Here is a 22,581-nt window from a genome sequence, read left to right as displayed (position 1 = left end):
GATTGGTCGCTCGAATCCAATCGCCTAGTCGCAAAGGCAGCCAAAGCTTACCTCCTTAGCGAAAAGCGGGCCTACGAGGCGGGCTGCGAACCGGGTTACGTGCACACCTTCCAAAGACTTAGCAGACCGCGTGGATCCGTAGGTTAGCCCGGCTGGGCGGCAGGAGCATTCCCAGCCGGGCCAAGTCGCAATGAATCTCACCAGCGACGAGGATCAAGTCTCCCCGATAGAGCTTATTCCGGAAATGTCGTGGGGCGGCTGTAAGTCAGCCCGACCGGGTGGGGTACCCGTTAAACCCCAGTCGGGCTCTAGCTGCCACTGACCTCGACGGCTCCAGTCCAATTCCTAGGCATTAGGAGCGTTCCCGGGTCAGCCCGGCCGGTTGGAGTTGGGGGCGTAGTAATCCGGCCGGGCTCTAGCCGCCGTGAGGGTGGAGAAAACCGGCGACGCAGATTCATCCCGCTCCCCAAATCCCGTTCCACCACTAAGAAGGATTATTCATGCTTCGAACAGTCATTTTGGCGGCGCTTTGCGCTGTCGTTTTTGTATCGCAATCCGATGCGTGCCTGCGACAGGTTGCGCATCAGAAATTTGATTCAGCTTGCAACGTTACGATGCCATGCGAAGGCGTCAGCAACCTGCAAGGAATTCTTGCAGCTTCATCCCACGAAGCTCGCCATCTCGCCCGGGGTCAAAAGCATACGCCGCCATGCCATTCGGGATGGCGACTGATAGGACGGGAAGGGCGGTAAACTGGGTCGAGCCGGGCATGGTGCGGCTGGTGGATGCGGAAGCATCTGGGCATCTCGAACCCTGCTGGCAATCTCGCGCGCTGGTGGGCTGGTTACGGCCGGACCGCCCATGGCCCGGCGGTCGGAAGGATTGTCGTGTGGCGACATCATATCGGGTGCGATGAGCGAACCGGCCAATGGATCGTGAAGTCCGGCAAGACGGCCACGTGGTCCGAGAACGCCCGCGATCTGTCGCAAATGCCATCGCGTGTGCCGTGAACCGGGTTACGTCCACACCTCCCTAGACTTAAGCCCGCCTCAGTTTCCCGAGGCGGGCTATTTTTTACTTGGTCTCGCAGACCGTGATCGTCTTGAGCGCGGACTCAGCTTCCTCGCGCGTGGTATAGACCTTGCCGCTCGGGCTCACGACGGTCATGGTCGCCGCCGTTGGCTTGGTGTCAACGACTGTGCATTTCTTGGTTGTTGCGTCCTGCACGACATAAAAATCTGCCGCCAGGGCAGGCGTAGCCGCAGAAAGTGCAAGGGCAGTGACCGCAATCGTTTTAATGTTCATTTCGAAACCTCCTCGGTTACTCACCATATAGGTGCGAAGCCATAATCGTCTGGAGCAATTCAGGTTCCTAGGAAGCCGGCCCCTCGGGTGGCGGGCTTGTCTTTTTAATGCATGTGATGCTTGCGGTGATGAAGGCGCACATGGTGCCGGCCCTGGGCTTGTGTTTGTCGCATGTAGGCCGATGGGTTTTTCGATGCGTCATTTGAAGAGGCAGAACGAGGCGGATGCGGGTTGTTGCTGCTGCCCTGAACAGTGTTCGATTGCGCTAATGCAGCACCGGTCATTGCGATAACAAGGCCGGTTGCGACTATCAACTTTTTCATTTGCGATCTCCGTCGTTAAAGAACAACTGAAAATCAATCCGTTCCGCGCAAGTTCCACGTCAGGGCAAATGCTCGCCCTCCATGCTCGGAGAAGCGGGCTTTTTCGTCTTTAGCTTCCAGTAACGAGCACTTGGTCGCTATGTTGCCCCTGGTCGGAAACCACAATGGAGGTCACGATGAAAAAGACGATGTGCGTTGCAGCCACAGCTCTGCTGTTCCTTTCGGGAGCGGCGTTCGCGCAATCCAATAACACGCCCGGCCACGAGATGCAGAAGAAGGGAAGCAAGGCTGGATCGCCTGGTGCTTCCGGCTATTCGCAGGGTCATGAAATGCAGAATAAGGGCTCTAAGTCCGGCTCTCCCGGTGCTTCGGGATACGCGCCTGGACATAGCGGCACAACGGGCAGCGCCGGGTCGATGGGGAAATCTACATGGTCTGGTGCGGCCGGATCGACATCAAGTGGGTCAGGATCGGCAGGCGGAAGCCGATAATTCGAGCAAGATCATTATCAGGGCCGCCCCGGGTTCTCCTGGGGCGGGCTTTCTTCTATGAGACGAGCTTGAGGGCAAGTTGTCTGCTTCTGTCGTGCCCGAGTTGATAGTCTACAAAACCCTGCAAGGATGATGGCACGTCGTGAAGCTGAAGATCGCATCTGCGCTGAATTTCTCGCGCTACGTCCTCAGAAACATCTTCCGACCATTTTTCGGAAGGATTGAACGAAAGAACTCGCAGCGGATCGCTGTGCTGGCCGGTCAGCATATCGGAAATGACCGTTTCCAAGTCCGTCGCTTCGACCACTCGCTCGTGAAATATCGTTGTGTCGGCATCGAGGCGGTCCATGGCCAGATAGAAGTTATGGTCGGCATAGTTTGGTACGATCGATGGTGACCAGCGAGATTTACTCACAACAGCCTCCTCAATGCACCCCTATGGAGGGGTATTCCGCAACCTTCGTGAATGTGCTTCATGATTTGCGCCAAATCGCGCATGTCAAATTTCTTGCGGCAGACCGGGCAAATCATGAAGTGTTCATCCTCGGACTGGACCGGAGTCTGATCCTTTGCCCACTCACGGATTATCGCTTTTCCCATCACGGCCTCCCAATTGCTTGGCATTCCTAAAGTCAAGCTTTATGCGTGCATCGGACCTCCGCGCTTTATATTGCATCGATGGTGGCGCTCAGCCCGATCCGGAGGTCGGTCTGTGCTTTAAAGCCGAGACCAGAGCGAGCTCTCGATGGATCCCCGACCGAGCGGCGGATATCACCGGGCCGGGCGGCTCCGTACTCCGCGTTCGCTGGCAGGTTGAGAAGACTGGCGATCACATCGACCAGCCGAAGGATCGTCGTCGCGCGTCCCGTACACACATTGTAGACCGGAGCCTGATGGGACGCCTTCATCATAGCGGCGATCAGAGCCTGGATAACATCCTCTACGAAAATGAAATCGCGGGTCTGGAGTCCGTCCCCGTGTATCGTGATATTTTGGCTCGAGCGCAGCCGGTCACAAAAGATGGAGATCGCGCCAGAATACGGGGACGCGGGATCCTGGCGTGGCCCATACACGTTGAAGAAGCGCAAGCCGCAAGTAGGAATCCCGTGGACCTGCCCGGCAACGAGTGCGTGCTGTTCACAACCGAGCTTGTCGGCTCCATAGGCCGAAAGCGGATGCGTCGTAGCCTCCTCCGTGAGCGGGAGGTTGGGATTGTTACCGTACACAGCGGCCGAAGAAGCATAGACGACAGGGGTTGGGCGCGCGCTGGTGCGAGCTGCATCAAATAATGTGATGGCGCCCGTGAGATTGGTGCGGTGTGTCCCGAGCCAATCCCGGTTGCTCTTCTCAACGGAGGCAATGGCTGCGAGATGGAAGCAGCCGTCAACCCCGGCCATTGCCTGCCTGACCGTCTCGGCGTCGGCCACATCGCCCAGTGTGAGTTCCGCCGCTGCAGCCTTGTTCTCAAATTTACCCGTCGAGAGATTGTCGAGGATGCGGACCTGATGACCGTCGGCGATCAGCGTTTCCGCGAGATGGGAACCGATGAACCCGCAGCCGCCTGTCACCAGGTATGTGGACATAGCCGGTTCTCCGCTTCCATGATCTCGCTGGCTCAATCAGGCATGCGAAACACTTTGTCGGCTGGTTCTTTTCCGGTCGTCCGGATTCTTGCCGTCTCCTCATTGGAGAGTCGTCTCTCGCCCTATAGCCGAGAGCTTGCAGCGGGATGAAGGACTATTATGGGGGATCAAGAGCGCCAGGATGGATATAAGCAACCGCGTCCTCGAGCTTTTTGAGGTCGCGGAGAGTTTCATCATGCAGACGAGAATGGTTCCATCTCGTGCTCAACTTGCGCTTATTAAGCGCCGCTTGCGAGCGCCCCGGAAAGAGTATTTAATAAAAGCTTAATTGTTTTATCCGGTTCAAAATTTTCCAGCCGGTTTCAAGAAGAGCTTTATCACAAGCTTGGTTGTCGAGCGGCGGCTCAGTGACCCTTGTTGAGCCTCTGCCTGAAAAGTGTGTCAGGGGGGCGTATGGGTAACCTGAGTAACGCCGCGAGTTTGGGTAAGACCAAGTATCCAGAGCTGACCGCTCTTTCCTTTCTCGTGTCACGGCCAGACACCACTCTCTTCTTTTTTCCTTATCCGACTTCGACAAAGGCTCTTTCATTTCCGACCGGTTGGAAGCCGACTGTGTTCGGCGAACCGATTGATGCGATTCTATTAACAGACGTGGTCGATGAACATGAGCTGGTCAGGCTCTTGAACGATATTCCCGACCCTCTGGTGTCAGTCATTAGTCTCGTACCTGGAAACGAGCGCCTGACCGATAGCGTATCGACCGGGCCCGCGGCCTGGGAGCGGGCTAAGGTAATTCACGCCCGCGCAGATCAGATCGCGGGGTCGATACGGCGTTCGACGTCGATGGGAGACATACTTCTCTGCCGCATGTTCTCCAGAGAGACGCGGCTTGATCCGGAATACGATTCGGCTGATCGCGAATTCGTGCGCTATCCCACCGCGGGGCCGCTTATCGATATGCCTGAGACAGCTCACCAGCTTTATCGGCATGGATTTCTGACGCGCCATTTTTTTGATCGCATCCATGTCTGCCCGGATTGCGGCTCGGCGCGAATCTCCGTTCGTGAGGAGTGCTACACATGCCGCTCGCCCGACATTCACGAAAAACCGACAATCAATCACTACATGTGCGGGCATCTTGCACCTGAATCGGAGTTTCGCACCGGCAGCAGATTTGAGTGCCCGAAATGCGGGGCTGGATTGCGCCATATCGGACTGGATTACGACAAGCCGGGATCTGTGTTGTCCTGCAATGCCTGCGGCGGCGTGAGCGATCTAGCCGTGGTCGGATTTAAATGCATCGACTGCGGGGCCCATCACGACACCGAACAGGTCCCGCGCAAGGATTATTATTCCTTCCGGCTGACGTCCCTGGCAATTCAGCGTCTTGTCAAAGGCGTTTCCGCGAATTCGAACGCTCACAGCCGTCTGGATGTCTTCTCGGTTCTGTTGGAACAGTCAATCCGCCAGAACCGGGAGTTCAAGACGGCATTTGAGGTTGTGCATCTGTGCTTCATCAACGGCGCGGCTGTTCGAACCCAGAATCTCCGCCTGTGGGACATGACCTTGAACTTGATTCAGGATGTCCTGCACAGCGCGTTGCGGGCAACCGATGCATTCCACCAGGTCGATGAGGACAATTTTCTGGTTCTGATGACTCACGCGGACCGAGCCGCCGCAACCGAGTACGTCCGGTTTATCGCCAACCGGCTGGGTGCGGTGCTAAAGGTCGATCCGGGGCTGAGGTATGACGTTCTGGATCCGGTCCGGATTCGTGCGCTGCGAAGTGAGCTTGAATAATGATATCGCAGGCTCCCACTCCCATCGTCATGCTGAGCCAATTCGATTGGCAAACATGGCTCTCGATGTTCTGGTTTATGATCCTGCTGGAGTTTCCGCGATATACGCTGTCGGCTCTCGCGATATTCGCTGCAAGCTTTACGAAGACGTCGGTGCTTACGGCGCGTGAACGGGCCTATCTCGAAAAGCTCAAGATTAGCGTGGTGGTCGCGGGTCATAACGAAGCCGATGCGATGGGCAGGTGCCTGCGCTCGCTCGGCGAACAGACCCGCCGGATCGACGAAATCATCGTGATCGACGATGGCTCGACGGACGGCATGCGCGAGATGATCAACAAGCTGCAGCGGGAGGGTCAGATCAGCGTGGCGCTTTCGAACCAGGTCCGTAGCGGTAAACCGACTTCCTGTAACGTGGGCATCCTCCTCAGCAAGGGGGATATCATCATTAATCTCGACGCAGATTGTTCTTACGACTTCGATGCGATTGAAAAATTGATCGAACCGTTTGTCGATCCGGAAGTAGGTGGCGTAACCGGTTCCATCGGAGTGCGGAATTTCGGCTGGTCGGCTGTGGCCGCATGGCAAAGCATCGAATACATGGTCTCGATCGCTTTGGGCAAGCGTGCCCAGGATATGCTGGACATCGTCGTCTGCGTTTCGGGCGCGTTCGGGGCTTTCCGCCGGACGGCACTGAAACAAGTTGGAGAAATGACGACCGGTCCCGGAGAGGACTTCGAATTGACGCTGCGGCTTCGGCGCTCGGGCTGGAAGATTCGCTTTGCGGCTGATTCCTGGTGCTTCACCGATGTCCCCGCCACGGTGACGAGCATCATGAATCAACGCCGGCGCTGGGACCGCGATGCGCTCCGCTCGCGGTTTCGTAAATTCAGGGATGCGCTCCATCCGGGTCGCCGAAAGTTTCAGCTTCTGGAGACTGCTGAGCAGATCGAGTTCCTGATCATGAATGTGCTCACGACGATTGTTTTTCCGGTCTACATCGGATGGATGTTTCTGATCTTCGGCAGTGCGGCATGGACGATCCTTGGCTTTATCGCTCTGTTCTATCTCTTGCTCGATACGGTGGGATTCCTGATCGCCTTGAAGGTCACCCGTCGATATGACGCGCGAATGGTCTGGACCATCGCTCCGTACCTGCTGACCTTCAATCTCTACAACGGCGTCTTCATGCGACTCGTGCGCCTCTACGCATACTACGAGGAATGGGTCCATCGCCGTTCATACCAGGACAGCTATTCGCCTTCACGGATTACGAAGCAGGCCATGACATATTAAATGGGAATGGGAGGAGAGGATGATCACGCAACTGCATAAGCGAGTTCGTGCTGATCGATTCCTCAACGACGTGCGCGCCAACCAGAAGAAGCGCCGCAATTACGGCCGCTATGTTTATCTTGCGGCAGTGCTCGGAGTTTTCCTCTACCTGACCAATTTGTTCGTCGGCCCTTATTTATGGCTTCGCGCTGAAGGGCTCGTGATTTCGGATCACGTTGTCATCGCCTCGCCTTACGCCGTTCAGGTTACGCGCGTGCTGGTTCAGCCGGGCCAGCGTGTCCAGAAAGGAGAACTTCTCCTCAAGGCTCATTCGCCAGAGGTGATCGAGGCGCTCGCCGCGTTGACGGCCCGAGCGGCCGAAACCTCCGGGCGCCAGGCCGAGGTGGCAGTGAAGTACGAAGTCGCTAATGCGCTTGTGAAGAACGCCGATGAACGGCTTACCGAAGCGGAGAATCAGCTGAAGAAACTTCAGGCCTCCCATTCCATCGGTTTTGTGTCCGATACCTTCATCGCCAGCGTATCGAAGGACCGCTACGCGGCGATGCAGGAGAAGGTGTCACGGGGAGCGGAGCGCAAAGCGGCCGTCGATCAACTGGAGCGGCTGCAGGAATCTCAGGCCGAGGCCAAAAAAACCCTCGATGATCTGCGCGCGATCTACAACAATGGCGAGATTGTCGCTTCCGCAGACGGCATCGTCGGGCCCAAAATCGTAGTTCAGGGAGACGTGGTCAAACCGGGCGATCAACTGACGCAGGTCTATGTCGGCCCCAAATATGCGCTCGTTTATCTCGATACCGGCACGCTGTATAAGACCGAGGTGGGAGACCATGTTGAAGTCGCCGATGGATTCAACAGTACGGGTGGAACAGTCAAGGAAATCCTGCCTCTCACCGTTCCTCTCCCACCCGAGTTTCAGAAAGCATTTCGCCCGCCCACGCGCGGGCAGATCGTGAAGATAAAACTCTACGACGAGCGACCTTTCCCGATGGCGACCAAGATCGTTGTCACGGGAGACAATTTCATATCGGGCAGCGGCCGGATTGCGCAGACGGCACCCTATCAAGCATTGGAGCGGTTCATCCGAATGGTCAAGGGAGGCATCATGCCCACTGCTGCCGTTGCCCATCGGGCCGGATGATGACGCGCCGCCAGGCGGCGCTGCTTATTTTAGTGTCATGGCTCGGGTTGTTTTCAAACTCTGCACTCGCGGCGTCCGAAACGGCCAGAGTCCATGCCATGTGGGTCTGGAAGACCGACGATATCTTGCTTGATCCAGCCGGCCTTGATGCCTTTCTAAAGGAAGCAAAAGCCATTGGGTTGACCGAGGTCTATCTGTTCCTGCGCGCATCCGATTATACCAAGAAGGAGACGCCTCTTAGAAAGCTTCTCGCTGCGCTGCATGGGATCGGGGTGCAAGCATGGGGGCTGGAGGGGTGGCGCGGCTATTTTTCGGACGTGGAGGGCCCTGCCGGACTCTATGCCGCCGCGGATGCAATGATTGCCTACAACCAGCGTAACAGCGTTCCCTTCGTCGGCTTCCACTCGGACATGGAACCGCAGGATGGGCAAGGCGAGGGGAAAAATCGCTTTACCAACGGCGTTGCGCAAAGCGGGTTGAGCCGCGAGCAGTTGGCTGCGCGAGACCAGATCCTGACGGAGTGGCTGGAAATCCATGCGAGCCTTCGCAAGAAGACGCAGCAGGCAGGCGTCGCTTATGGCGCGGCAATCCCAAGCTGGGTGGACGAATATATGGGCGAGTCGTTGCAGGCGACCTTGTCCGGCGTTCGTAAACCGCTGATCGATCACTTGATGCTGCTCGTTTCGCAGTACGTCATCATGAGTTACAGCACCAAGCCGTCGAATGTGATAAAAAAAATCGTTGGAGAGTTGCGGCGTGCCGATCTTGTTGGGTCACGTCGTATTGTATTTTCTCTTGAGACACACGCTGGTGCTGGGATGAACATATCTTACGCGGATACGCCCGATAAGAAGCAACGAGCCGCTGTGCTTGCCGACCTAAAATTCATCGAGGAGCATGTAATTTCACATCCGTCCTATCTTGGTTGGGCGCTGCACGATTGGACGGGGTGGTCGATTCTTCCGGGAAAGATTGAGTAGCTCGGCCATTCGGTTTTCGCCATATCACGGCGAGGCAGTCGCCTACGAGATTATCTTCTCTATCTGTGTGACGGCTTTTCGATAATGGGTATGCGCTACGCATCCTTCGGCAGTACTGACCGAACCCGTGCGATGAATGTATGGAACTCCTGCATGAAGTTGCGAAGAAAATCAGCAGTGCTGTCGTTCGTGACTCCCCCCTCGTCGGTGTGCCGCTGTAGGCGCGCTTGCCGCGATACCCTTGACGCTGCGATGGAAGTTGCAATCGGGCGCAATGCCAGCACATCTGATGATAAAAAATTTGGAGCTCAACTTTCTATAATCAGTATTCCTTTCAGCCAAAAGCAACGTTTAATATAGCCAAACTCAATCAATGGCTTGTGCGGACTGATTATAGAGTGGATCAAGTATCATCAGTCCGAGGTGCTGATCCTCTTAAAAGATAATCCAGCGTTTATATTTTACGGCTCACGTCTTCAGACATTGAGCGGCTGGAGCGCGCAGCAGCAAAGTCCTTTTCCCTTATTAACCTACAATACCGCGTACATATCGCATGCCGATATGATCCACAGGCGCCAGGGGGTTAGACGCATGTCGGAGTTGAATCGCGATCAATTGAGATAGGAGCATCGTCACGTTCTAGCGAGGCGTGAAGTCTCGCGGGCTGGTCACGTCGGCTTCTATGCAGGCGAAGAGGGAAACTACATCAACACCCTTGGCGGCAATGAAAGCGACATGGTGCGAATCGAACGCACGCGGGCAGTACCTTCGGGCTGGCGGGCTATTACTGGCCCGGATCCGCATCTCTGGCCAAGACCGGCGCGACCAGTCCGCTGCTGGCGCTTGGCTCGGCTTCGACCGGCAGGGTTGTTTGAGACACCGGAACGGCGCTGGCACGAATAAAACGCCGGTTGCAGCTATCTCGCGAGGCAAAAATATTCAGCTGGTTCCGAGTGATTTTACACTCAACAGACAGCAGGAAGTTTGCGGGCAGTAACAGGAAATATAGGAGCATGACTGCCACACCTCCTGCGGTGGCGACAAGCATCCCGCCTGCAGCACCCTTCAGGAGCTCGACCAGATCGGCTTTTCTCTCCGATTTATGTCGATCCATTTGGAGAAGCCCCAAAAGAGGCTGAAGTTTACCGCGCCCGGCGGCTCCGGGCATTAACTTATATTAAAGGTGCCCCGTAGACTGGGGCATCTACGTGAATTCAACACCAAAGCCGTGCCCGCCATCAGTCGCGGCTCGCCCCGACGTTCCGACCGTATCCGCAGCAACAGGCGCCAAGATCTCTCAAGCCGCCCTCACATCGAAAGGACTATCCAATGCGAAAGCTCTTTACCGTCGCAACGATGATCTGCGGCCTTGAGCTTGCGGGCTGTTCGCGAACTGAAACAGATTGAAGGCTTCGTCCGGGGATCATGCGGCTAGACCGCGTGTATCTGTAGATTAGCCCGGCTGGGCGGCAGGAGCACTCCCAGCCGGGCCAAGTCGCAATGAATCTCACCAGCGACGAGGGCCAAGTCTGCCCGACAGAGCTCGTTCCAGAAATATCGTGGGACGATGAAAGTCAGCCCGGCCGGGCGGAGGAGTTCTCTGGGGCAATCCCAGCCGGGCTCTAGCCGCTGGTACGCAACTTGGCGGCCTAAACCAAGCCGCCCGTAACTTCGGCAGTTCCTACCCACAAAGAGGTAATGAAATGAAAATCGCGATTATGGCGATGCTTGCGCTTGTTCGAGGTTACCTCGGGAAGCCCGCCGGCTCGCCCGAGGCCAAGCGCTATACGACGCCATGCCGTTCGGGATGCCCGCGGATCGGGCGGGGAATGCCGTACCGCGCTGGGCCGCTCGATGGAACGCCAAGCGTCGCGCATGGTGCGGTTGGTGGCGGGCGCGACGGTGATGCGCGGCTCAGTCGGGCGGCGGCATGGGCAACCCGGCTCGAAATCCCATCCCAAGTCCGGCGCTGTAGTGGTCTGGCGTCATCACGTCGGTGACTTGTCTCCCACGTCTCGGGCAACGTCTGGATCGTTCGCAGCGGAAATGGCGGCAACGCGGTGAGGGAGCGACCGCGATCGATTGCTGGAGCGATTGCGCTTCGGGTGGCGTCATGATCAACGTCCGCGACTTCCTTGTTCTGGCCGTGATCTTTCTGCCGATCTTCTATTCGTTCGCGGCAATGGTCATGCGGTGAACCTCCGCTGTGGACGGGATTACGTCCATACCTCCCTGAAACTTAAGGCCGCGAGCGGGAGAATCCGGCGCACGCTTTTTTGCTACCAATCGCCGCCACCAAAACGCCGCGAGCATTAAACTGACGAAAGGGCAGAACTCGATCTAGAGAGTTCGATTGAATTAGCGTTGTCAAACAACGGAGAGCATAACATGGCAAACGAACAACGCGGTGGTTCTGGTAACTTCGCAAACGATCCTCAGCGCGCATCTGAAGCTGGAAAGAAGGGTGGCGAACATAGCCGCGGCGGCCAGCAGCAACAGGGCGGCGGTTCCTCTGGCCAGCAGGGCGGCAATCCCGGAAATTTCGCTAACGATCGTCAGAAGGCAAGTGAAGCCGGCCGCAAAGGTGGCCAGAGCTAATTGCAAACCTTAATTATTGCCCGCCCTCCATGCTCGGAGAGGCGGGCTTTTTTGTCGTTCACGCCGTCTTCCAGGTGGTTCTTACTGGATTGTCCCCCAGTTCGAGCACCGTGACCGCTTCGTTAAAGCGTTCGTCATCCAGCAGGTCGAGAACGCGGGTCAATGTCTCTCGATCATTACCTGGCGTTGCCGGATGGAGGCGTTCTCCGAATATCTTTTGAGCAGCCCGTACTGTGGCAATAATTGTTTCCGTTTCCTGATTCATGATGATTGCTCCAAGTGTGGACGGCGGGATGATTTCGGAAGCTGTAATCCAGAGCGGCCATTGAGAACCAAGCCGACGCCAGCCGTGGCATGGAGGAGTGGTCCACGGCCTTCCGCCGCCATCAGCACGGCCCCAACGGCCGCCTGAACGTTCTTCCTTGTGTCGGGATTTTGGCAAAGTGAGTAGATAGTCGCGCGCGTCGGCCAGCGTTTCGATCGGTTCCCCCTTCGGAGAGACAGAAGCTTTATCCAGTGGTGCTGACCAACCCATACGCAACTCCGCTACTGAACAGCGGATTCAAGTCGATCTTATTTCGTTGGTTCCAGCGACAGTCTGTGAGGCCTGATTTTAATGCCGTGCTTCTGGGCCATGGTTCGTAAGCTCCCCAGAGAGCGGTTCAATGAAGATGAGATGCGATAATAGACCAACCCGCTTCCGCATATTCGCGAAGCTTTGCTAGCTCATCGTCGGTCCAAGCGTTCTTCTTTAATCGCATCATAGACATAGGATGAATGGACAAAAAAATTTTTGTTCCTAGGCATCCTCGCTCTCTGGCGTAAGCGTGATCTTCGTCTCGCTTTCATCGATCACTAGCCAGTCCTTACCGATCGCGTAATCACATCCTGCGCCATAGCTCCCGGAACTACTGCCGCCATCATTAGAGATGACGGCCACCTTCAGAAGGTTCGGGAGATAGAATGTCCCGACGATGAGTCCGCCATCGAAGCTGCCAAGAAGTTGCTGTATGGTGCCGACATCGAAGCCTGGCAGTTGAACCGGATGGTGGCCCGCCCTGAGCATACGGACTAATATCCCCTGGTCCGTTTCATCCGCCCATCGAGGTTGTATCGCTATGGTCGTCCGCTAGGCGTTTGCGGTTCCATTTAGTTGCAAAAATGCCGCCCGATAAGGCAATCACACCTTTTACGATCATGTGTTGTTGTCTCGAAGATTGGGAAGTGTTTTCATTCTCGCCATAACTTTTAATAGGGGGATTCCTATGAAAAAGCTTCTTCTTGCAGTCACCGTCGCTGCTCTGAGCTCGACCGCCGCGTTCGCTGCCGACCTTCCGGCCCGTACCTACACCAAGGCACCAGCTTACGTTGCTCCGGTTTACAACTGGACCGGTTTCTACATCGGTGGTTTCGTCGGCGGCGCCTTTGGCGGCAGCAATAGCTACACCAGCGATTTTGCGGCGGGCACGCTTGCAGCCAGCAACCGCCAGAGCGCCTTCTTTGGCGGCGGCACGCTCGGTGCCAACTACCAGTTCGGAAACAACTGGGTCCTCGGTGTCGAGGGCGACATTGGTGGCCTTTCGAGCAACGATCGCACCTTCACTGACCTCGCGGGTGGCGGTGTTATCCGTGACCGCAACGACTGGCTGGCTTCGGTTACTGGCCGCCTTGGCTACACTTGGGGTCCGGGCCTCCTCTACGTAAAGGGCGGCGCTGCGTTCCGCGACGACAATGGCGTTCGTGCCCTCAACTTGGCACCGGGTGACATCGTCGGCATTAGCCAGAAGGACACTGGCTACAACATCGGTGGCGGTCTCGAATACATGTTCGCCCCGGCATGGTCAGCCAAGATCGAATACCAGTACTACAACTTCGGCCACACCCATGTTGACGTGCTCAACGCTCCTGGCGCCTTCCCGTCGGGAACGGCGATTAGCTACCGCGACGACATTCACACCGTGAAGGCCGGCATCAACTACCACTTCAACTGGGGCGGCACGGTTGCTGGGACCGGTTATTAAGATTGACTGATCGCTCCAGCGATTTAAGAAAAGCCCGGCAAACGCCGGGCTTTTTTGATTTTTGTTAACCGCGCAGTTAAAGCCGACGCGAGCATCGTTTCATGGTTGAGTAAAAATTGGCGCGAGAGCGCGTCCTTTTTTCTCAATGGATGTGGCCGATAAGGTAGACTCCACCACCAATCACGATAATGGCCGGGACGGCCCAAAGAAAAAGTACTGGCATGTTTATCTCCTCCTTTAACGGAGGAGCAACACCGAGGCGATTTCCACGTTCCTGACTAAGGCCAGAACGCAGGGCAATTTGCGGAGAAATTTGGCGGAACTTGATCGTGCTCACGAACGGAACGGTTAGAAGCCGGCTTTTTCACTGCCTTCGATGATTACTGGAGGCGCCGTGCGGATTTTGCTCGTGATGCGTATCGTCGATTTGTCGATCTTAAAATTCGAGGCTTCGTCAGTGGATGGCGGTAGATAAGACCCAGTCAGAAACAGCAGTGCCAAAAGGCTTGCACCGACGACCGCAAAATATCGAAAGATAGGCATTGCTGGCTCGCTCCCGGCATATAATCCGGGGGTCAAATGCTTGTTCCAGCGGTAGCGGCGACTACCTGATTGGTCAGGCCTACCGCACCCGAAAAACCTAGCCGATTAAGTTCGCTCGGGTTTTTGCTATAGAATTATAAAACAAAATTTCAGATCGGCCGCAAATCGAGCGAAACCAAATCCCGTATCGCTGGTTTTGAACACCTCCATCGAAGGAGGAAAAACCATGACAAGGAAAGTGTTGGTGGTTGCCGCGGCGGCGATGGTCGCCTCAGCACTCATGACTTCTCCTGCGGACGCCCGTGGCTGGCATCACGGTGGCTTTGGCCACGGTGGCTTTGGCTGGGGTCCGGGGATCGGATTCGGCCTCGTGGCAGGAGCATTGGCCGCAGGTGCTTATGGTGCCTACGGTCCATACGGCGCTTACGATCCATACGGCTACGGCTACGGTTATGAGCCCGCGTATGATGGATATTATGCGCCTGCCTATTATGGGTACGCACCGGCATATTACGGCGGGCCATACGCCTACTATCCAAGGCACCGCTATTATCGTCGGCACTATTATTATCGGGGTTGGTGAGGGTTCCTCTAACACCCACTTTGAGGCCGTCACCAGTTGAGAGCCGCGATGGCCTACCGCACCCCGAAAGACCTGGCTGAGAGCCTATCCCGGCGCCGGAAGGCAAAGGCGACCGACGACGGCTATGTCCGGGAGACGTTCACGCTGCCGCGGGAAGAGGCGAGGGCTCGCGCCCGGCTGGGGCTCGATCGCTGGCCGGCGGCGGCGTACATGTCGCAGGTTGAGGGCTGGCGACAGCTACCAGACGGGGAAATCGAGTTCATGATGCGGCGGCTGAGGTCGGCTGCTTGACGTCACCTATCGACGTTTACGATCGCACCGGTTCGCGCATCGACATCGACTTCCATATAGCGACCAGTGACGTCATAGCCCTCGATCTGCCATTCGTTGAACCACTTGTTTGTGTCGGATACCGAAACCAGTCCAACGCCGCTGGCGATATCGATAGCTGCCTGAACCGGCAGCGGCCCGGCCTGGGTGTAGATCTCGGTCACCGGTTCCTGAACGTAACCGATGTCAGCTGCCGTCGCGGGAGCAGTGAATCCGATCATGACCAAAGCGACGGCAGGAATTAGATTATTTCGCATGATCGTTCTCCAAAAGGCGTTCGTTGACACACTGATGGAAACTCACGGTTGCGGAAGGCCGTTCCGCCTCGCCTTGTGACCCTTTCCAGGCCAGCAGATGGCGGAAAACGGAAGCGGGCGGCATTCGGTCCAGAAGCCAACTGCGCCGCCACAAGTGGACGCCACTGCGCCAACACAGGGATAGGGATGAGGCGGCTGAGGATTGCTGATTAACCTCGGAAATGAGGCGCCCCAGACCAATGGAGATCCGGGGCCCAACCTCAACGGCCATCCCTGAAAGGCCGCTCGGCTGTCAATCCAGCTAACCAGGAATCGGTCGTTCTGTTGACCATAATCAAATGGAACCCAGACATAGACGGTCGACCGTCGATTTTCGGATGCGGCGGCTGAGATCATCTGACTAAAAATTTTTGGAGACGCTCTTGACGACAGCCGGCTCCTTTCTAACTTTTTGTCGCCACGATAAGTGGTGCGGAGCGCCTGATGGGCTCCGCGAGGCGGGCGCCGGCGGTGTCCGGTGTCTGTTCGTATCCATCTTGCTCTATGGAGGATTTGGTTATGAGGACTTTTGACTTTACGCCTCTGTGGCGATCTTCGATCGGCTTCGACCGATTGATCGATCTCGTTGATGCGGCGCAACGCAGCAACGAGGAAAGCTACCCCCCGTATAACATCGAGCGCGTGGGTGACGACCAGTACCAGATTTCTTTGGCACTGGCTGGCTTCGCGCCGAGCGACGTCAACATTACTGCTGAGCAGAATGTCGTCACGATCGAGGGCCGCAAGAACGAGGAAAAGCGGGAGTTCCTGTATCACGGAATTTCCGCCCGCGCGTTCCGACGGCAATTTAGCCTTGCCGATCATGTCGAGGTGAAGGATGCCTCCTTCGAGAATGGCATTCTGCGTATTGATCTGGTCCGAGAGATTCCGGAGGCGATGAAGCCGCGTAAGATCGAAATCAACGCGGGCTCCTCCCCTTCGAACGTACACCAGATCGAATCGAAGGCCGCCTGACCTTCCTCGAAGCGGCTCGGTGCTCCGAGCCGCTTCATTTGCCGTCCGCAACGAAAGGAGAAAAAGGAGGACGACATGACTATCCACGGTAGATTCAACGACGACGATGTTTTCGATCTCAACGGTATTTTTCATCCTGGATCGGTTTATGACCATCCCCGTGATGTTCTGGCCCAGGATGGGCTGACCGTCGCAGAAAAAAGAGCGATCTTGGCGTCTTGGGCCTCAGACGCGGCTGCAGTGACATCGTGCCCGTCACTACGGGCTATACCTGGCCAACGGCAACCGGTGTCGATTGATGAGATTCTCGAGGCCCTCTCAAGCCTGGATCACCGGCCTCGACCGCCCGGGGGAAAGCCTGTGCGGCGTCGATCCGTATCCCGCGTACCTGCGGCGGCTTGATGGAGGCGGCGATGTTTAAGAGCATGCCCCAAGCCTTCGAGCTTCAACGGCTGCGGCGACTTAAAGAGGCAGTTCTCGGCTCTGAAATCAGGGTTGGGAATCCGAGAATGATCCCCGCCGAGGACTGGATGACGGATTTGGAATCCAGAATTGCCAGCCTTGAGCGTGGCCTCGGGATTGATAGCCGCCCAACGAAATAGGCTTTAGCGTAGGTCGGCGGTTGTCCGCTGGCCTACGCAACATCGAAGACTTTCTGAATACCTTTTGACAAAAAACGGGGCAGCCCCATGGATGAAGAACTGCGCCGCTTCATCGTTCGCGGTCATGAAAAGGTTATCGGTCATTGTCACTTCTTACTCGCCTCACCAAACCTGCGGGATGAAGATCGCGGGACCTTAGGGTCGAGGCTTGCGGCCGAGGAGAGGGCGTTACGGGGTTTAACCAGCAGTGACGGAGACTATTTCCCGAGTTCTTTTCGCACCGTGGCGACTGACGTCCCGACCTTGTCGATGACCCTCTGAAGCTCCTCGCGCGACACGCCTAGATTTTCGGTCCAGTATCTGACCTCAAAGTCCTCATTCATGTTGATGCGGCGGCGGTCCTGCGGACCTTTGTTAGTCAGATCGTCGGCCATGTCGCTCCACCTTGGCTTGGGCTGGGTAAGGACAATCGGGCAGGGGCGCGGCCGTTCCAGACGGTTGGGCTGGTCAGATTCTGGATGTGGGCTAGCCGCTACGCGTGATTTCCTCATCGCCGTAAAGGAGACCAAGTAGATGCTCGTCACGCTGCGCGTCCGTCTCGGCGTGATCCTCCAAGATTCGCTGGAGGTCCGCTGCCAGCTTTCGATAGGTCGCGGCCAATTTTTTAAAGGCCGCGCGCTTGGTCTCGCTCGTTGCTGTTTCGCTAATTGTGACGCAATGCTCGGCGTCGGCATTGAGTTTATCGATGTAAAGCTTGATGTCCTTTATGGCCGTTACACTGATTTTCCCCAAAATCGATGTTCATCATGGCGTGGAATGCATCTCTTGTTCAAGTCGCTCTTCCTATAATGGCAACAAACCCCGCTCCAGCGGGGTTTTCTATCTCAATTAATCAGCAGAGTCAGGCCAACGACCAACGCGACAATTCCAATACAGAGTGCGATGAGGAATGCATTCTGCACGGAGACCTCGCGTGTGATGTATTATAAGAATTGCAGCCAATAAATGATTGCGGTGAGGAGTGCCATCGTGCCGCAGGCTGCTATCAATAAGAATACGCGCTCGACGGTATCTGAATCTCTAAATGAGAACATGTGCTGCTCCCTCCGTTTGGCAGGGCGGGAACGCAACCGACGCTCTCATCAGCGATGTATACCTAGGTCCGTTCGGTGGTGAATTGATCCTGCGCCTTTGGCGGGCGAATGCGAGTCTAAACGACTGCTGCGCGGGAAAATGTCTCGATAGATTAACCTGCGTTATAAAACCTCGTAGTAAATTACTCAAAGTACGCATTATGTAACTACGAGCGCGCTTCGCCCCAGAGGCAGACTGCTGCAAGTGCAGCAGCATAAAGCGCATTCAGTCGCTCATCATCCTCGCCTTCGTCTATCGCTTGCCGAAGGTTTCGAATAGCTATGAAGGTGTTTTCTCTAAAGAGATCGCCTGACATGCTGTGCTCGGGAAGCGCCAGCGCACTTGCTTTTGCCAGATCGGCATCGCCGGGAACAAGATGGGCTTGGTCTAGGGCTTTGAACACGCTAACCGCGATCGCTAGTTCATAGGTTTTCATGGGCATAGTGGAATCTGTGTATCGGTCTACTTCTCCCCATGCAATTGATTCCCATCCAACCAGTCTTGTTCGTCGGCCAAAGCGCGCCAGGCTTCTGCCATTCGCTCGTATCGCTTCCCCTTAGGCCGCTCTGTCTGCTGAGAAGCTAGTTCGTCGCAGTTGGCAGCGTGTTCTCGATATTCTTCTGCTTTCGTTTTCATGATTGCTGGCGGGGGTTTTCTATTTTGGGAAGGGCTCGCCCGATTCTGCTCCGAGAGATGTCTCATTGCCAGCCTCGCGGCCGGGGGCGCTAACGTGAACCTCGTGTCCTTCACGGATGGCAAGGGAAGCGGCGGCAACTGCGGCTTCGAACGCTGCTTCTTTTGTTGCAAAATCACCCTCTGGTGCGCCATCGTGAAAGACGACCCACTTGGAATTGTGCTCCATAACGGCGTATGTCGCTAATCCCATGGCATACTCCTTTGCAGTTTTGACACTCTGCGAAATCTTCTAGGCTCAGCCCGGACGCCGTTTCGTATCTTGCTGCCTCTTAAAGCCTTTGCACATCTGTTGCTCGGATAAGAATTTCCTGCTGTTTCAGGTCTCGTTCAAGCCGGTCCCGAAGGGATGACCACCATGCTTGATCTAAGGAGTCCGTCATGACCTCCAAAATAATTATCTCATCCTTAACCGGTTTTCCGCCCTCCACATCAATTCCTTTTGCCGGCGCACGCGCATAAGACGTCACCCCTCCGAACTGCTGCAAGAGCATGTTTTGCAGCGAGGAAAGATGTTCTGTTGAGTCTGTCGGTTTTGATATGAACACTTCTACAAGATGCATGCGGCTGCCATAGGTCAAGATGAAGCTATCGCCTTTGGCTATCCGCGCGAGCGCTAGTTTTGGATAGCGGGCCAGAGGCTTTTGGCTATCCAACAGGCGCCATCTCAAACGGCGGGCGATGGCTTCGGTTGCGTAATGCACCAACGCAAAGAGTGTTCCGGCAGCTTGGAACGACGGTCCATTGAGGGCGTTCACAGCCACAGGAGAATGCGAATGTTGGACGAAGAGCAAGTTGCCCTTTTGCGCGCCATTGGCTCGTCAATCGCCTTTGACAATGACGAAAAGGGAAAGGTCACCTCTCTCGTCGTAGAGGGTTATGTCCTAAAGGACGGCGACCTGTACGAGCTGACACCAAAAGGAATGAAGATACTGGAAGAACGTGGATACGCCTCAGTGGACAGAACTGAGCGCGCGCCGGCAACACTGCCAAGTCCCGTCAGCAGCGTTAGCGACCGCCATGCGAGCTGGCGGGATGTAATCGTTGAGCTCACCCGGACGGCGCCGTTTGTCATGCTGGGCGCTGCATTCGTCGCGGGAGTGATATTTGCGCGACGGCGCTAACCAGCGGCCTTTGAGATTGATTAACCTCGTGATCTCGCAACGAGATCGAGTGGAAGACGGGAAGGCACCAAAGACAACAACTCCCGGGACCGAAAGTGAACATTAAAACCCCGCTCCGGCGGGGTTATCTATATCGCATCTTCATAATGCTGTTTTCGCGACGTTAACTACGAAACTTGCCGTCATGGAAATCTGCCACGAGACGGGGATTAGTCCCGGCAACCATGGAGGCTCCCGATGGGACAGATGTACGACCCTGCGTTGGTTAAACGTCGCCTGAAGGATATGGCGTATCGATTGCGACAGGAGGCCATCCGCGACGGCGACTTGGAGAGTTGGCGGATATCGAGATTGATCCGTGAAGTGTCGACGGCCGAGCAGGTGAGAGAAGCTGAGAGCCGGATTCGCAGATTACGGCGCTGGACCTAACTTCCGAGTTCGCTTTCCAGTGGGTTGCTAACCCTCGTCAAATTGATCCCGAACGTAAACTCGGCCGCCGATAACCTCGCGCGCTGACCTGACTTCGCGGATCGCGGCTCGGATTCTATTTTGCTCGTCCCGCTTCTTTGTTTCCATCCTCTCGTTCTTGAGTTCGTCGGGCCCGAGCCAATCTTAGCGCCCGTTTAATACTCGGATCTTCGTTTTCTGCAGAAAATATGATGATGTGCAGGCAGTGCGGACACTGTTTTTTCAAAGCCCGCCCGTATCCGGCGATACAGCTCGCCAAAAGAGCGGTCACACCGCGAGCGGGTGATTGCGATCTTGTCCGATACCATTGTAAATTCGTAGCGATTTCCTGCAAAATTTAATCAGTCTGCCGACGGGGTTTCCTATTTGCTGCTTTGTTCTGCGGCCTTGTTACCCGCTTTCATCAGAGACAAATTCTGCCTCTTTCTAGAGACACGCTTTGTCGGGAGTTTCTTTCCGAGCTTTCGTCGCATTTTCTTTGGAAGTTTGTAGAGATCATATCCGACAAGTCTAATTGTGGGCGGCATTGTCTGATCCCTGCGAAAATGGCCCGGCTTTGCCGCCGAGCCATCGGAGTTATGCGGCCTCGGCTTCCGCGTTCACGACTGACTTCGCAATTCCGGTGAGCGTCTGGTCGGTTTTCTTTTCTTCGGCCAACGTCTCTTTTAGAAGCTGGCTGGCTTTCTTTAAACCGAGCTCGTCTGCCCAAGTGATGAGCGTCCCGTAGCGCGAGATTTCATAATGCTCGACGGCCTGGGCCGCAGCGAGAAGGCCGGCATCAAGGGCAGGTGCGCCTTTGTATTCCGACATGATCTCTTTGCCTTCGTCCAAGATACCCATAATCGCATCGCAGGTTTTGCCGCGCGCCGTCTCACCAAGCTCCTCGAAGACCGCTTCAAGGCGCTCTACCTGACCTTCGGTTTCTTCGAGATGCGTTTCGAAAGCTGCTCTCAAGTCATCGCTTTGAGCTGCCTTCGCCATCTTCGGCAATGCGCTCATAATTTTCTTCTCAGCGAAGTAGATATCCTTAAGCGTATCGTGGAATAGATCCTTGAGAGTTTTAGTCTTCGACATGTGTGCCAGCCTCTAATTCGGGGTGTGCGCTCGCGTCGAGAACAGGTCAGATGTCAGCGCGTACCGATGCGTTGGTGTCGCGATCAGAAACCGGCAAAATGACCGCGTCCATCGTCCCCATTGTGGCCGGTTGTCACCCGGCGCGAGCGTTCACTAATGTTTTCATAATGATATGGTTTCATCCATCGAGCCGAGACTTAACTTAGGTTAATGATGGAAACTCCATAGGCGCGCCCTAGCCTGTGCGACAAGAAAGGCTCCTCATCTGAGCAGCCTACAATGCCAAGATGGTGAGCAAAATTAGTGGAAGGGGATTCCCAGCAGCCAGAGCAAAATTGGCATGTGATTTCTCCTTTAGTAGACCAGTCACGATCTAACGGTCAGCAAGCCAGACCCGGTAGAGCCCGACCGTCGCTAAGATGGGCAAAGTGCATTAGAGCGATCCAGTTAGGCAATTCCAGTTGCGTACAGCTTAAGCAGCTGCATCACCTGGTTAATTGCAAACGCGTTCCTTCACCTGTTCATGTGCTCTTTCCAACTCCTCGTCGCTCGCATCTTCGATGTCTGCGACCCGATTATTCGCGTCTTTCAGCGCGATGATTAGTTCGGAAAGCTTCACCTGAAGAGCCATGGTGTCACGGTTCTGCGTGTTCTGAATGAGAAACACCATGAGGAATGTGACGATCGTCGTTCCGGTGTTAATCACCAACTGCCACGTATCGCTGTAGTGAAAGATAGGCCCCGTAATTCCCCAGATGAGAACGATCAGAACCGCGGTCAAAAACGCGATAGGGCGTCCCGTCCAAGTCGCGGTGGCGTTAGCCATACGGGAGAACCAGCTTGATCCAGAGCTGTGCTCTGACGTCCTCGTTGGGTTCGGAAGAATACCTCTCATATGGAGAAAACGACGCATGGAACTTTTCGTTCCGAAATGTCCTGGAGCGCTCCTAACGCTTCCGAAGCTTAGGTTGAGGTCGTCCGATTAATCCTCTTTCCCAAGCTCTTTTCGCACCGTAGCTACGGAGGTCCCGACCTTGTCGATGGCTCGCTTGAGTTCATCTCGGCTCACCCCAAGGTGGTGGGTCCAGTACTTCACCTCGTGATCTTCATGCATGTTGATGTGGCTGCGGTCCTGAGGACCCTTCTTTGACAGATCGTCGGCCATGTCGCTCCGCCTTGCTTTTGTTTGGATACAAACAAGGAGGTAGAGGGACGCTAGTTCCGCGGC

Annotated in this window: 29 protein-coding genes and 1 pseudogene; 12 read left to right on the top strand and 18 right to left on the bottom strand. The window is 55.7% G+C overall.

Annotated features, from left to right (window positions below; genetic code table 11):
* The first annotated feature begins 785 nt into the window (after positions 1-785).
* On the top strand, positions 786-1,010 hold the full coding sequence (locus AC1RNA_RS02870; RefSeq protein WP_492950165.1) for a hypothetical protein: 225 nt from the start codon (positions 786-788) through the stop codon (positions 1,008-1,010).
* A gap of 64 nt (positions 1,011-1,074) precedes the next feature.
* Here AC1RNA_RS02870 and AC1RNA_RS02865 read toward each other — a convergent pair whose 3' ends face one another.
* From AC1RNA_RS02865 to AC1RNA_RS02850, 4 genes are all read right to left on the bottom strand, one after another.
* Positions 1,075-1,305 (bottom strand): hypothetical protein, encoded by a 231-nt coding sequence (locus AC1RNA_RS02865; protein ID WP_492950164.1) that lies wholly within the window; start codon positions 1,303-1,305, stop codon positions 1,075-1,077.
* A 104-nt stretch (positions 1,306-1,409) separates the two neighbouring features.
* Entirely contained in the window at positions 1,410-1,628 is a 219-nt protein-coding gene (locus AC1RNA_RS02860) for a hypothetical protein (protein WP_492950163.1), read from the bottom strand.
* A 546-nt stretch (positions 1,629-2,174) separates the two neighbouring features.
* On the bottom strand, positions 2,175-2,534 hold the full coding sequence (locus AC1RNA_RS02855; protein ID WP_492950162.1) for a hypothetical protein: 360 nt from the start codon (positions 2,532-2,534) through the stop codon (positions 2,175-2,177).
* A 250-nt stretch (positions 2,535-2,784) separates the two neighbouring features.
* Complete coding sequence (locus tag AC1RNA_RS02850; protein ID WP_492950161.1) at positions 2,785-3,702, bottom strand: NAD-dependent epimerase/dehydratase family protein; 918 nt, start codon at positions 3,700-3,702, stop codon at positions 2,785-2,787.
* 453 nt (positions 3,703-4,155) lie between these two features.
* On the opposite strand from AC1RNA_RS02850, the gene AC1RNA_RS02845 reads away from it, so the two are divergent.
* Genes AC1RNA_RS02845 through AC1RNA_RS02830 form a run of 4 tightly spaced genes read left to right on the top strand, consistent with a single transcriptional unit; the run spans position 4,156 to position 8,912 of the window.
* The gene (locus tag AC1RNA_RS02845; RefSeq protein WP_492950160.1) at positions 4,156-5,502 is read left to right on the top strand and encodes a TackOD1 domain-containing metal-binding protein; all 1,347 of its coding nucleotides are present in this window, start codon (positions 4,156-4,158) and stop codon (positions 5,500-5,502) included.
* Positions 5,502-6,794, top strand: coding sequence for a glycosyltransferase family 2 protein (locus tag AC1RNA_RS02840; RefSeq protein ID WP_492950159.1), 1,293 nt, complete (start codon positions 5,502-5,504; stop codon positions 6,792-6,794). Before AC1RNA_RS02845 ends, AC1RNA_RS02840 begins: the two co-directional genes overlap by 1 nt.
* A 19-nt stretch (positions 6,795-6,813) precedes the next feature.
* Positions 6,814-7,932, top strand: coding sequence for an HlyD family secretion protein (locus AC1RNA_RS02835; protein ID WP_492950158.1), 1,119 nt, complete (start codon positions 6,814-6,816; stop codon positions 7,930-7,932).
* Complete coding sequence (locus AC1RNA_RS02830) at positions 7,932-8,912, top strand: hypothetical protein (RefSeq protein WP_492950157.1); 981 nt, start codon at positions 7,932-7,934, stop codon at positions 8,910-8,912. The genes AC1RNA_RS02835 and AC1RNA_RS02830 overlap by 1 nt, the downstream gene beginning before the upstream one ends.
* Before the next feature lie 95 nt (positions 8,913-9,007).
* Here AC1RNA_RS02830 and AC1RNA_RS02825 read toward each other — a convergent pair.
* Positions 9,008-9,121, bottom strand: a pseudogene (locus tag AC1RNA_RS02825) (ACP phosphodiesterase); the annotation flags it as partial.
* Between the two features lie 575 nt (positions 9,122-9,696).
* Positions 9,697-10,026, bottom strand: a complete 330-nt coding sequence (locus AC1RNA_RS02820) for a hypothetical protein (RefSeq protein WP_492950156.1) — start codon at positions 10,024-10,026, stop codon at positions 9,697-9,699.
* An 882-nt stretch (positions 10,027-10,908) separates the two neighbouring features.
* On the opposite strand from AC1RNA_RS02820, the gene AC1RNA_RS02815 reads away from it, so the two are divergent.
* Together AC1RNA_RS02815 and AC1RNA_RS02810 are read left to right on the top strand one after the other, a co-directional pair.
* Entirely contained in the window at positions 10,909-11,109 is a 201-nt protein-coding gene (locus AC1RNA_RS02815; protein WP_492950155.1) for a hypothetical protein, read from the top strand.
* Positions 11,110-11,300: 191 nt separating this feature from the next.
* Positions 11,301-11,510: a con-10 family general stress protein gene (locus AC1RNA_RS02810; RefSeq protein WP_492950154.1), complete on the top strand. Its 210-nt coding sequence runs from the start codon at positions 11,301-11,303 to the stop codon at positions 11,508-11,510.
* Between the two features lie 58 nt (positions 11,511-11,568).
* On the opposite strand, the gene AC1RNA_RS02805 is transcribed toward AC1RNA_RS02810, so the two are convergent.
* Both AC1RNA_RS02805 and AC1RNA_RS02800 read right to left on the bottom strand, forming a co-directional pair.
* Positions 11,569-12,045: a hypothetical protein gene (locus AC1RNA_RS02805; RefSeq protein WP_492950153.1), complete on the bottom strand. Its 477-nt coding sequence runs from the start codon at positions 12,043-12,045 to the stop codon at positions 11,569-11,571.
* A 264-nt stretch (positions 12,046-12,309) separates the two neighbouring features.
* Positions 12,310-12,576, bottom strand: coding sequence for a hypothetical protein (locus AC1RNA_RS02800; RefSeq protein ID WP_492950152.1), 267 nt, complete (start codon positions 12,574-12,576; stop codon positions 12,310-12,312).
* Between the two features lie 199 nt (positions 12,577-12,775).
* On the opposite strand from AC1RNA_RS02800, the gene AC1RNA_RS02795 reads away from it, so the two are divergent.
* Positions 12,776-13,531 carry an outer membrane protein gene (locus AC1RNA_RS02795; protein WP_492950151.1) on the top strand — a complete coding sequence of 252 codons (756 nt, stop codon included), beginning with the start codon at positions 12,776-12,778 and terminating at the stop codon, positions 13,529-13,531.
* Positions 13,532-14,200: 669 nt separating this feature from the next.
* On the opposite strand, the gene AC1RNA_RS02790 is transcribed toward AC1RNA_RS02795, so the two are convergent.
* Positions 14,201-14,356 carry a hypothetical protein gene (locus AC1RNA_RS02790; protein WP_492950150.1) on the bottom strand — a complete coding sequence of 52 codons (156 nt, stop codon included), beginning with the start codon at positions 14,354-14,356 and terminating at the stop codon, positions 14,201-14,203.
* A gap of 349 nt (positions 14,357-14,705) precedes the next feature.
* Here AC1RNA_RS02790 and AC1RNA_RS02785 point away from each other — a divergent pair, with 349 nt between their 5' ends.
* Positions 14,706-14,948 (top strand): hypothetical protein, encoded by a 243-nt coding sequence (locus tag AC1RNA_RS02785; RefSeq protein WP_492950149.1) that lies wholly within the window; start codon positions 14,706-14,708, stop codon positions 14,946-14,948.
* Between the two features lie 2 nt (positions 14,949-14,950).
* On the opposite strand, the gene AC1RNA_RS02780 is transcribed toward AC1RNA_RS02785, so the two are convergent.
* Positions 14,951-15,244 (bottom strand): hypothetical protein, encoded by a 294-nt coding sequence (locus tag AC1RNA_RS02780; RefSeq protein WP_492950148.1) that lies wholly within the window; start codon positions 15,242-15,244, stop codon positions 14,951-14,953.
* Between the two features lie 558 nt (positions 15,245-15,802).
* On the opposite strand from AC1RNA_RS02780, the gene AC1RNA_RS02775 reads away from it, so the two are divergent.
* Positions 15,803-16,258, top strand: coding sequence for an Hsp20 family protein (locus AC1RNA_RS02775; RefSeq protein WP_492951171.1), 456 nt, complete (start codon positions 15,803-15,805; stop codon positions 16,256-16,258).
* A gap of 75 nt (positions 16,259-16,333) precedes the next feature.
* Positions 16,334-16,660 (top strand): hypothetical protein, encoded by a 327-nt coding sequence (locus AC1RNA_RS02770; RefSeq protein ID WP_492950147.1) that lies wholly within the window; start codon positions 16,334-16,336, stop codon positions 16,658-16,660.
* A gap of 457 nt (positions 16,661-17,117) precedes the next feature.
* Here AC1RNA_RS02770 and AC1RNA_RS02765 read toward each other — a convergent pair whose 3' ends face one another.
* The 5 genes from AC1RNA_RS02765 to AC1RNA_RS02745 all read right to left on the bottom strand — a co-directional run bounded on the left by AC1RNA_RS02765 (position 17,118) and on the right by AC1RNA_RS02745 (position 19,451).
* Positions 17,118-17,294 (bottom strand): DUF3606 domain-containing protein, encoded by a 177-nt coding sequence (locus AC1RNA_RS02765; RefSeq protein WP_492950146.1) that lies wholly within the window; start codon positions 17,292-17,294, stop codon positions 17,118-17,120.
* A gap of 91 nt (positions 17,295-17,385) precedes the next feature.
* Entirely contained in the window at positions 17,386-17,652 is a 267-nt protein-coding gene (locus AC1RNA_RS02760) for a hypothetical protein (protein WP_492950145.1), read from the bottom strand.
* A 508-nt stretch (positions 17,653-18,160) separates the two neighbouring features.
* On the bottom strand, positions 18,161-18,430 hold the full coding sequence (locus AC1RNA_RS02755; protein ID WP_009339548.1) for a hypothetical protein: 270 nt from the start codon (positions 18,428-18,430) through the stop codon (positions 18,161-18,163).
* A 219-nt stretch (positions 18,431-18,649) separates the two neighbouring features.
* The gene (locus AC1RNA_RS02750; RefSeq protein WP_492950144.1) at positions 18,650-18,880 is read right to left on the bottom strand and encodes a hypothetical protein; all 231 of its coding nucleotides are present in this window, start codon (positions 18,878-18,880) and stop codon (positions 18,650-18,652) included.
* A gap of 79 nt (positions 18,881-18,959) precedes the next feature.
* On the bottom strand, positions 18,960-19,451 hold the full coding sequence (locus tag AC1RNA_RS02745; RefSeq protein ID WP_492950143.1) for a hypothetical protein: 492 nt from the start codon (positions 19,449-19,451) through the stop codon (positions 18,960-18,962).
* Between the two features lie 12 nt (positions 19,452-19,463).
* Here AC1RNA_RS02745 and AC1RNA_RS02740 point away from each other — a divergent pair, with 12 nt between their 5' ends.
* Positions 19,464-19,811, top strand: coding sequence for a hypothetical protein (locus AC1RNA_RS02740; RefSeq protein WP_492950142.1), 348 nt, complete (start codon positions 19,464-19,466; stop codon positions 19,809-19,811).
* Between the two features lie 1,044 nt (positions 19,812-20,855).
* Here the strand turns inward: AC1RNA_RS02740 and AC1RNA_RS02735 are convergent.
* From AC1RNA_RS02735 to AC1RNA_RS02725, 3 genes are all read right to left on the bottom strand, one after another.
* Positions 20,856-21,353, bottom strand: coding sequence for a YciE/YciF ferroxidase family protein (locus AC1RNA_RS02735; RefSeq protein ID WP_492950141.1), 498 nt, complete (start codon positions 21,351-21,353; stop codon positions 20,856-20,858).
* A gap of 493 nt (positions 21,354-21,846) precedes the next feature.
* A complete protein-coding gene (locus AC1RNA_RS02730) occupies positions 21,847-22,179 on the bottom strand; it encodes a low affinity iron permease family protein (RefSeq protein WP_492950140.1) in 333 nt (110 codons plus the stop codon).
* Between the two features lie 156 nt (positions 22,180-22,335).
* Positions 22,336-22,518 carry a DUF3606 domain-containing protein gene (locus AC1RNA_RS02725; RefSeq protein WP_492950139.1) on the bottom strand — a complete coding sequence of 61 codons (183 nt, stop codon included), beginning with the start codon at positions 22,516-22,518 and terminating at the stop codon, positions 22,336-22,338.
* Positions 22,519-22,581: the final 63 nt, after the last annotated feature.

It is taken from the genome of Afipia sp. GW821-FHT14H12 (genome assembly GCF_058803465.1).
The sequence above is the reverse complement of the archived record's forward strand: the minus strand, read 5'-3'. Positions and strand labels throughout refer to the sequence as shown.

Bases quoted from the DNA above. Each gene is read 5' to 3' on its own strand.
- AC1RNA_RS02870 (WP_492950165.1), top strand. From the start codon at position 786: ATGCGGAAGCATCTGGGCATCTCGAACCCTGCTGGCAATCTCGCGCGC.
- AC1RNA_RS02790 (WP_492950150.1), bottom strand. From the start codon at position 14,356: ATGAGTGCTGAGGCGACCATCGCCGCCGCGGCAACCACCAACACTTTC.
- AC1RNA_RS02795 (WP_492950151.1), top strand. From the start codon at position 12,776: ATGAAAAAGCTTCTTCTTGCAGTCACCGTCGCTGCTCTGAGCTCGACC.
- AC1RNA_RS02835 (WP_492950158.1), top strand. From the start codon at position 6,814: ATGATCACGCAACTGCATAAGCGAGTTCGTGCTGATCGATTCCTCAAC.
- AC1RNA_RS02860 (WP_492950163.1), bottom strand. From the start codon at position 1,628: ATGAAAAAGTTGATAGTCGCAACCGGCCTTGTTATCGCAATGACCGGT.
- AC1RNA_RS02770 (WP_492950147.1), top strand. From the start codon at position 16,334: ATGACTATCCACGGTAGATTCAACGACGACGATGTTTTCGATCTCAAC.
- AC1RNA_RS02800 (WP_492950152.1), bottom strand. From the start codon at position 12,576: ATGCTCAGGGCGGGCCACCATCCGGTTCAACTGCCAGGCTTCGATGTC.
- AC1RNA_RS02735 (WP_492950141.1), bottom strand. From the start codon at position 21,353: ATGTCGAAGACTAAAACTCTCAAGGATCTATTCCACGATACGCTTAAG.
- AC1RNA_RS02820 (WP_492950156.1), bottom strand. From the start codon at position 10,026: ATGGATCGACATAAATCGGAGAGAAAAGCCGATCTGGTCGAGCTCCTG.
- AC1RNA_RS02810 (WP_492950154.1), top strand. From the start codon at position 11,301: ATGGCAAACGAACAACGCGGTGGTTCTGGTAACTTCGCAAACGATCCT.
- AC1RNA_RS02765 (WP_492950146.1), bottom strand. From the start codon at position 17,294: ATGGCCGACGATCTGACTAACAAAGGTCCGCAGGACCGCCGCCGCATC.
- AC1RNA_RS02725 (WP_492950139.1), bottom strand. From the start codon at position 22,518: ATGGCCGACGATCTGTCAAAGAAGGGTCCTCAGGACCGCAGCCACATC.
- AC1RNA_RS02740 (WP_492950142.1), top strand. From the start codon at position 19,464: ATGTTGGACGAAGAGCAAGTTGCCCTTTTGCGCGCCATTGGCTCGTCA.
- AC1RNA_RS02845 (WP_492950160.1), top strand. From the start codon at position 4,156: ATGGGTAACCTGAGTAACGCCGCGAGTTTGGGTAAGACCAAGTATCCA.
- AC1RNA_RS02830 (WP_492950157.1), top strand. From the start codon at position 7,932: ATGACGCGCCGCCAGGCGGCGCTGCTTATTTTAGTGTCATGGCTCGGG.
- AC1RNA_RS02780 (WP_492950148.1), bottom strand. From the start codon at position 15,244: ATGCGAAATAATCTAATTCCTGCCGTCGCTTTGGTCATGATCGGATTC.
- AC1RNA_RS02840 (WP_492950159.1), top strand. From the start codon at position 5,502: ATGATATCGCAGGCTCCCACTCCCATCGTCATGCTGAGCCAATTCGAT.
- AC1RNA_RS02865 (WP_492950164.1), bottom strand. From the start codon at position 1,305: ATGAACATTAAAACGATTGCGGTCACTGCCCTTGCACTTTCTGCGGCT.
- AC1RNA_RS02750 (WP_492950144.1), bottom strand. From the start codon at position 18,880: ATGGGATTAGCGACATACGCCGTTATGGAGCACAATTCCAAGTGGGTC.
- AC1RNA_RS02850 (WP_492950161.1), bottom strand. From the start codon at position 3,702: ATGTCCACATACCTGGTGACAGGCGGCTGCGGGTTCATCGGTTCCCAT.
- AC1RNA_RS02775 (WP_492951171.1), top strand. From the start codon at position 15,803: ATGAGGACTTTTGACTTTACGCCTCTGTGGCGATCTTCGATCGGCTTC.
- AC1RNA_RS02755 (WP_009339548.1), bottom strand. From the start codon at position 18,430: ATGAAAACCTATGAACTAGCGATCGCGGTTAGCGTGTTCAAAGCCCTA.
- AC1RNA_RS02785 (WP_492950149.1), top strand. From the start codon at position 14,706: ATGGCCTACCGCACCCCGAAAGACCTGGCTGAGAGCCTATCCCGGCGC.
- AC1RNA_RS02730 (WP_492950140.1), bottom strand. From the start codon at position 22,179: ATGGCTAACGCCACCGCGACTTGGACGGGACGCCCTATCGCGTTTTTG.
- AC1RNA_RS02805 (WP_492950153.1), bottom strand. From the start codon at position 12,045: ATGGGTTGGTCAGCACCACTGGATAAAGCTTCTGTCTCTCCGAAGGGG.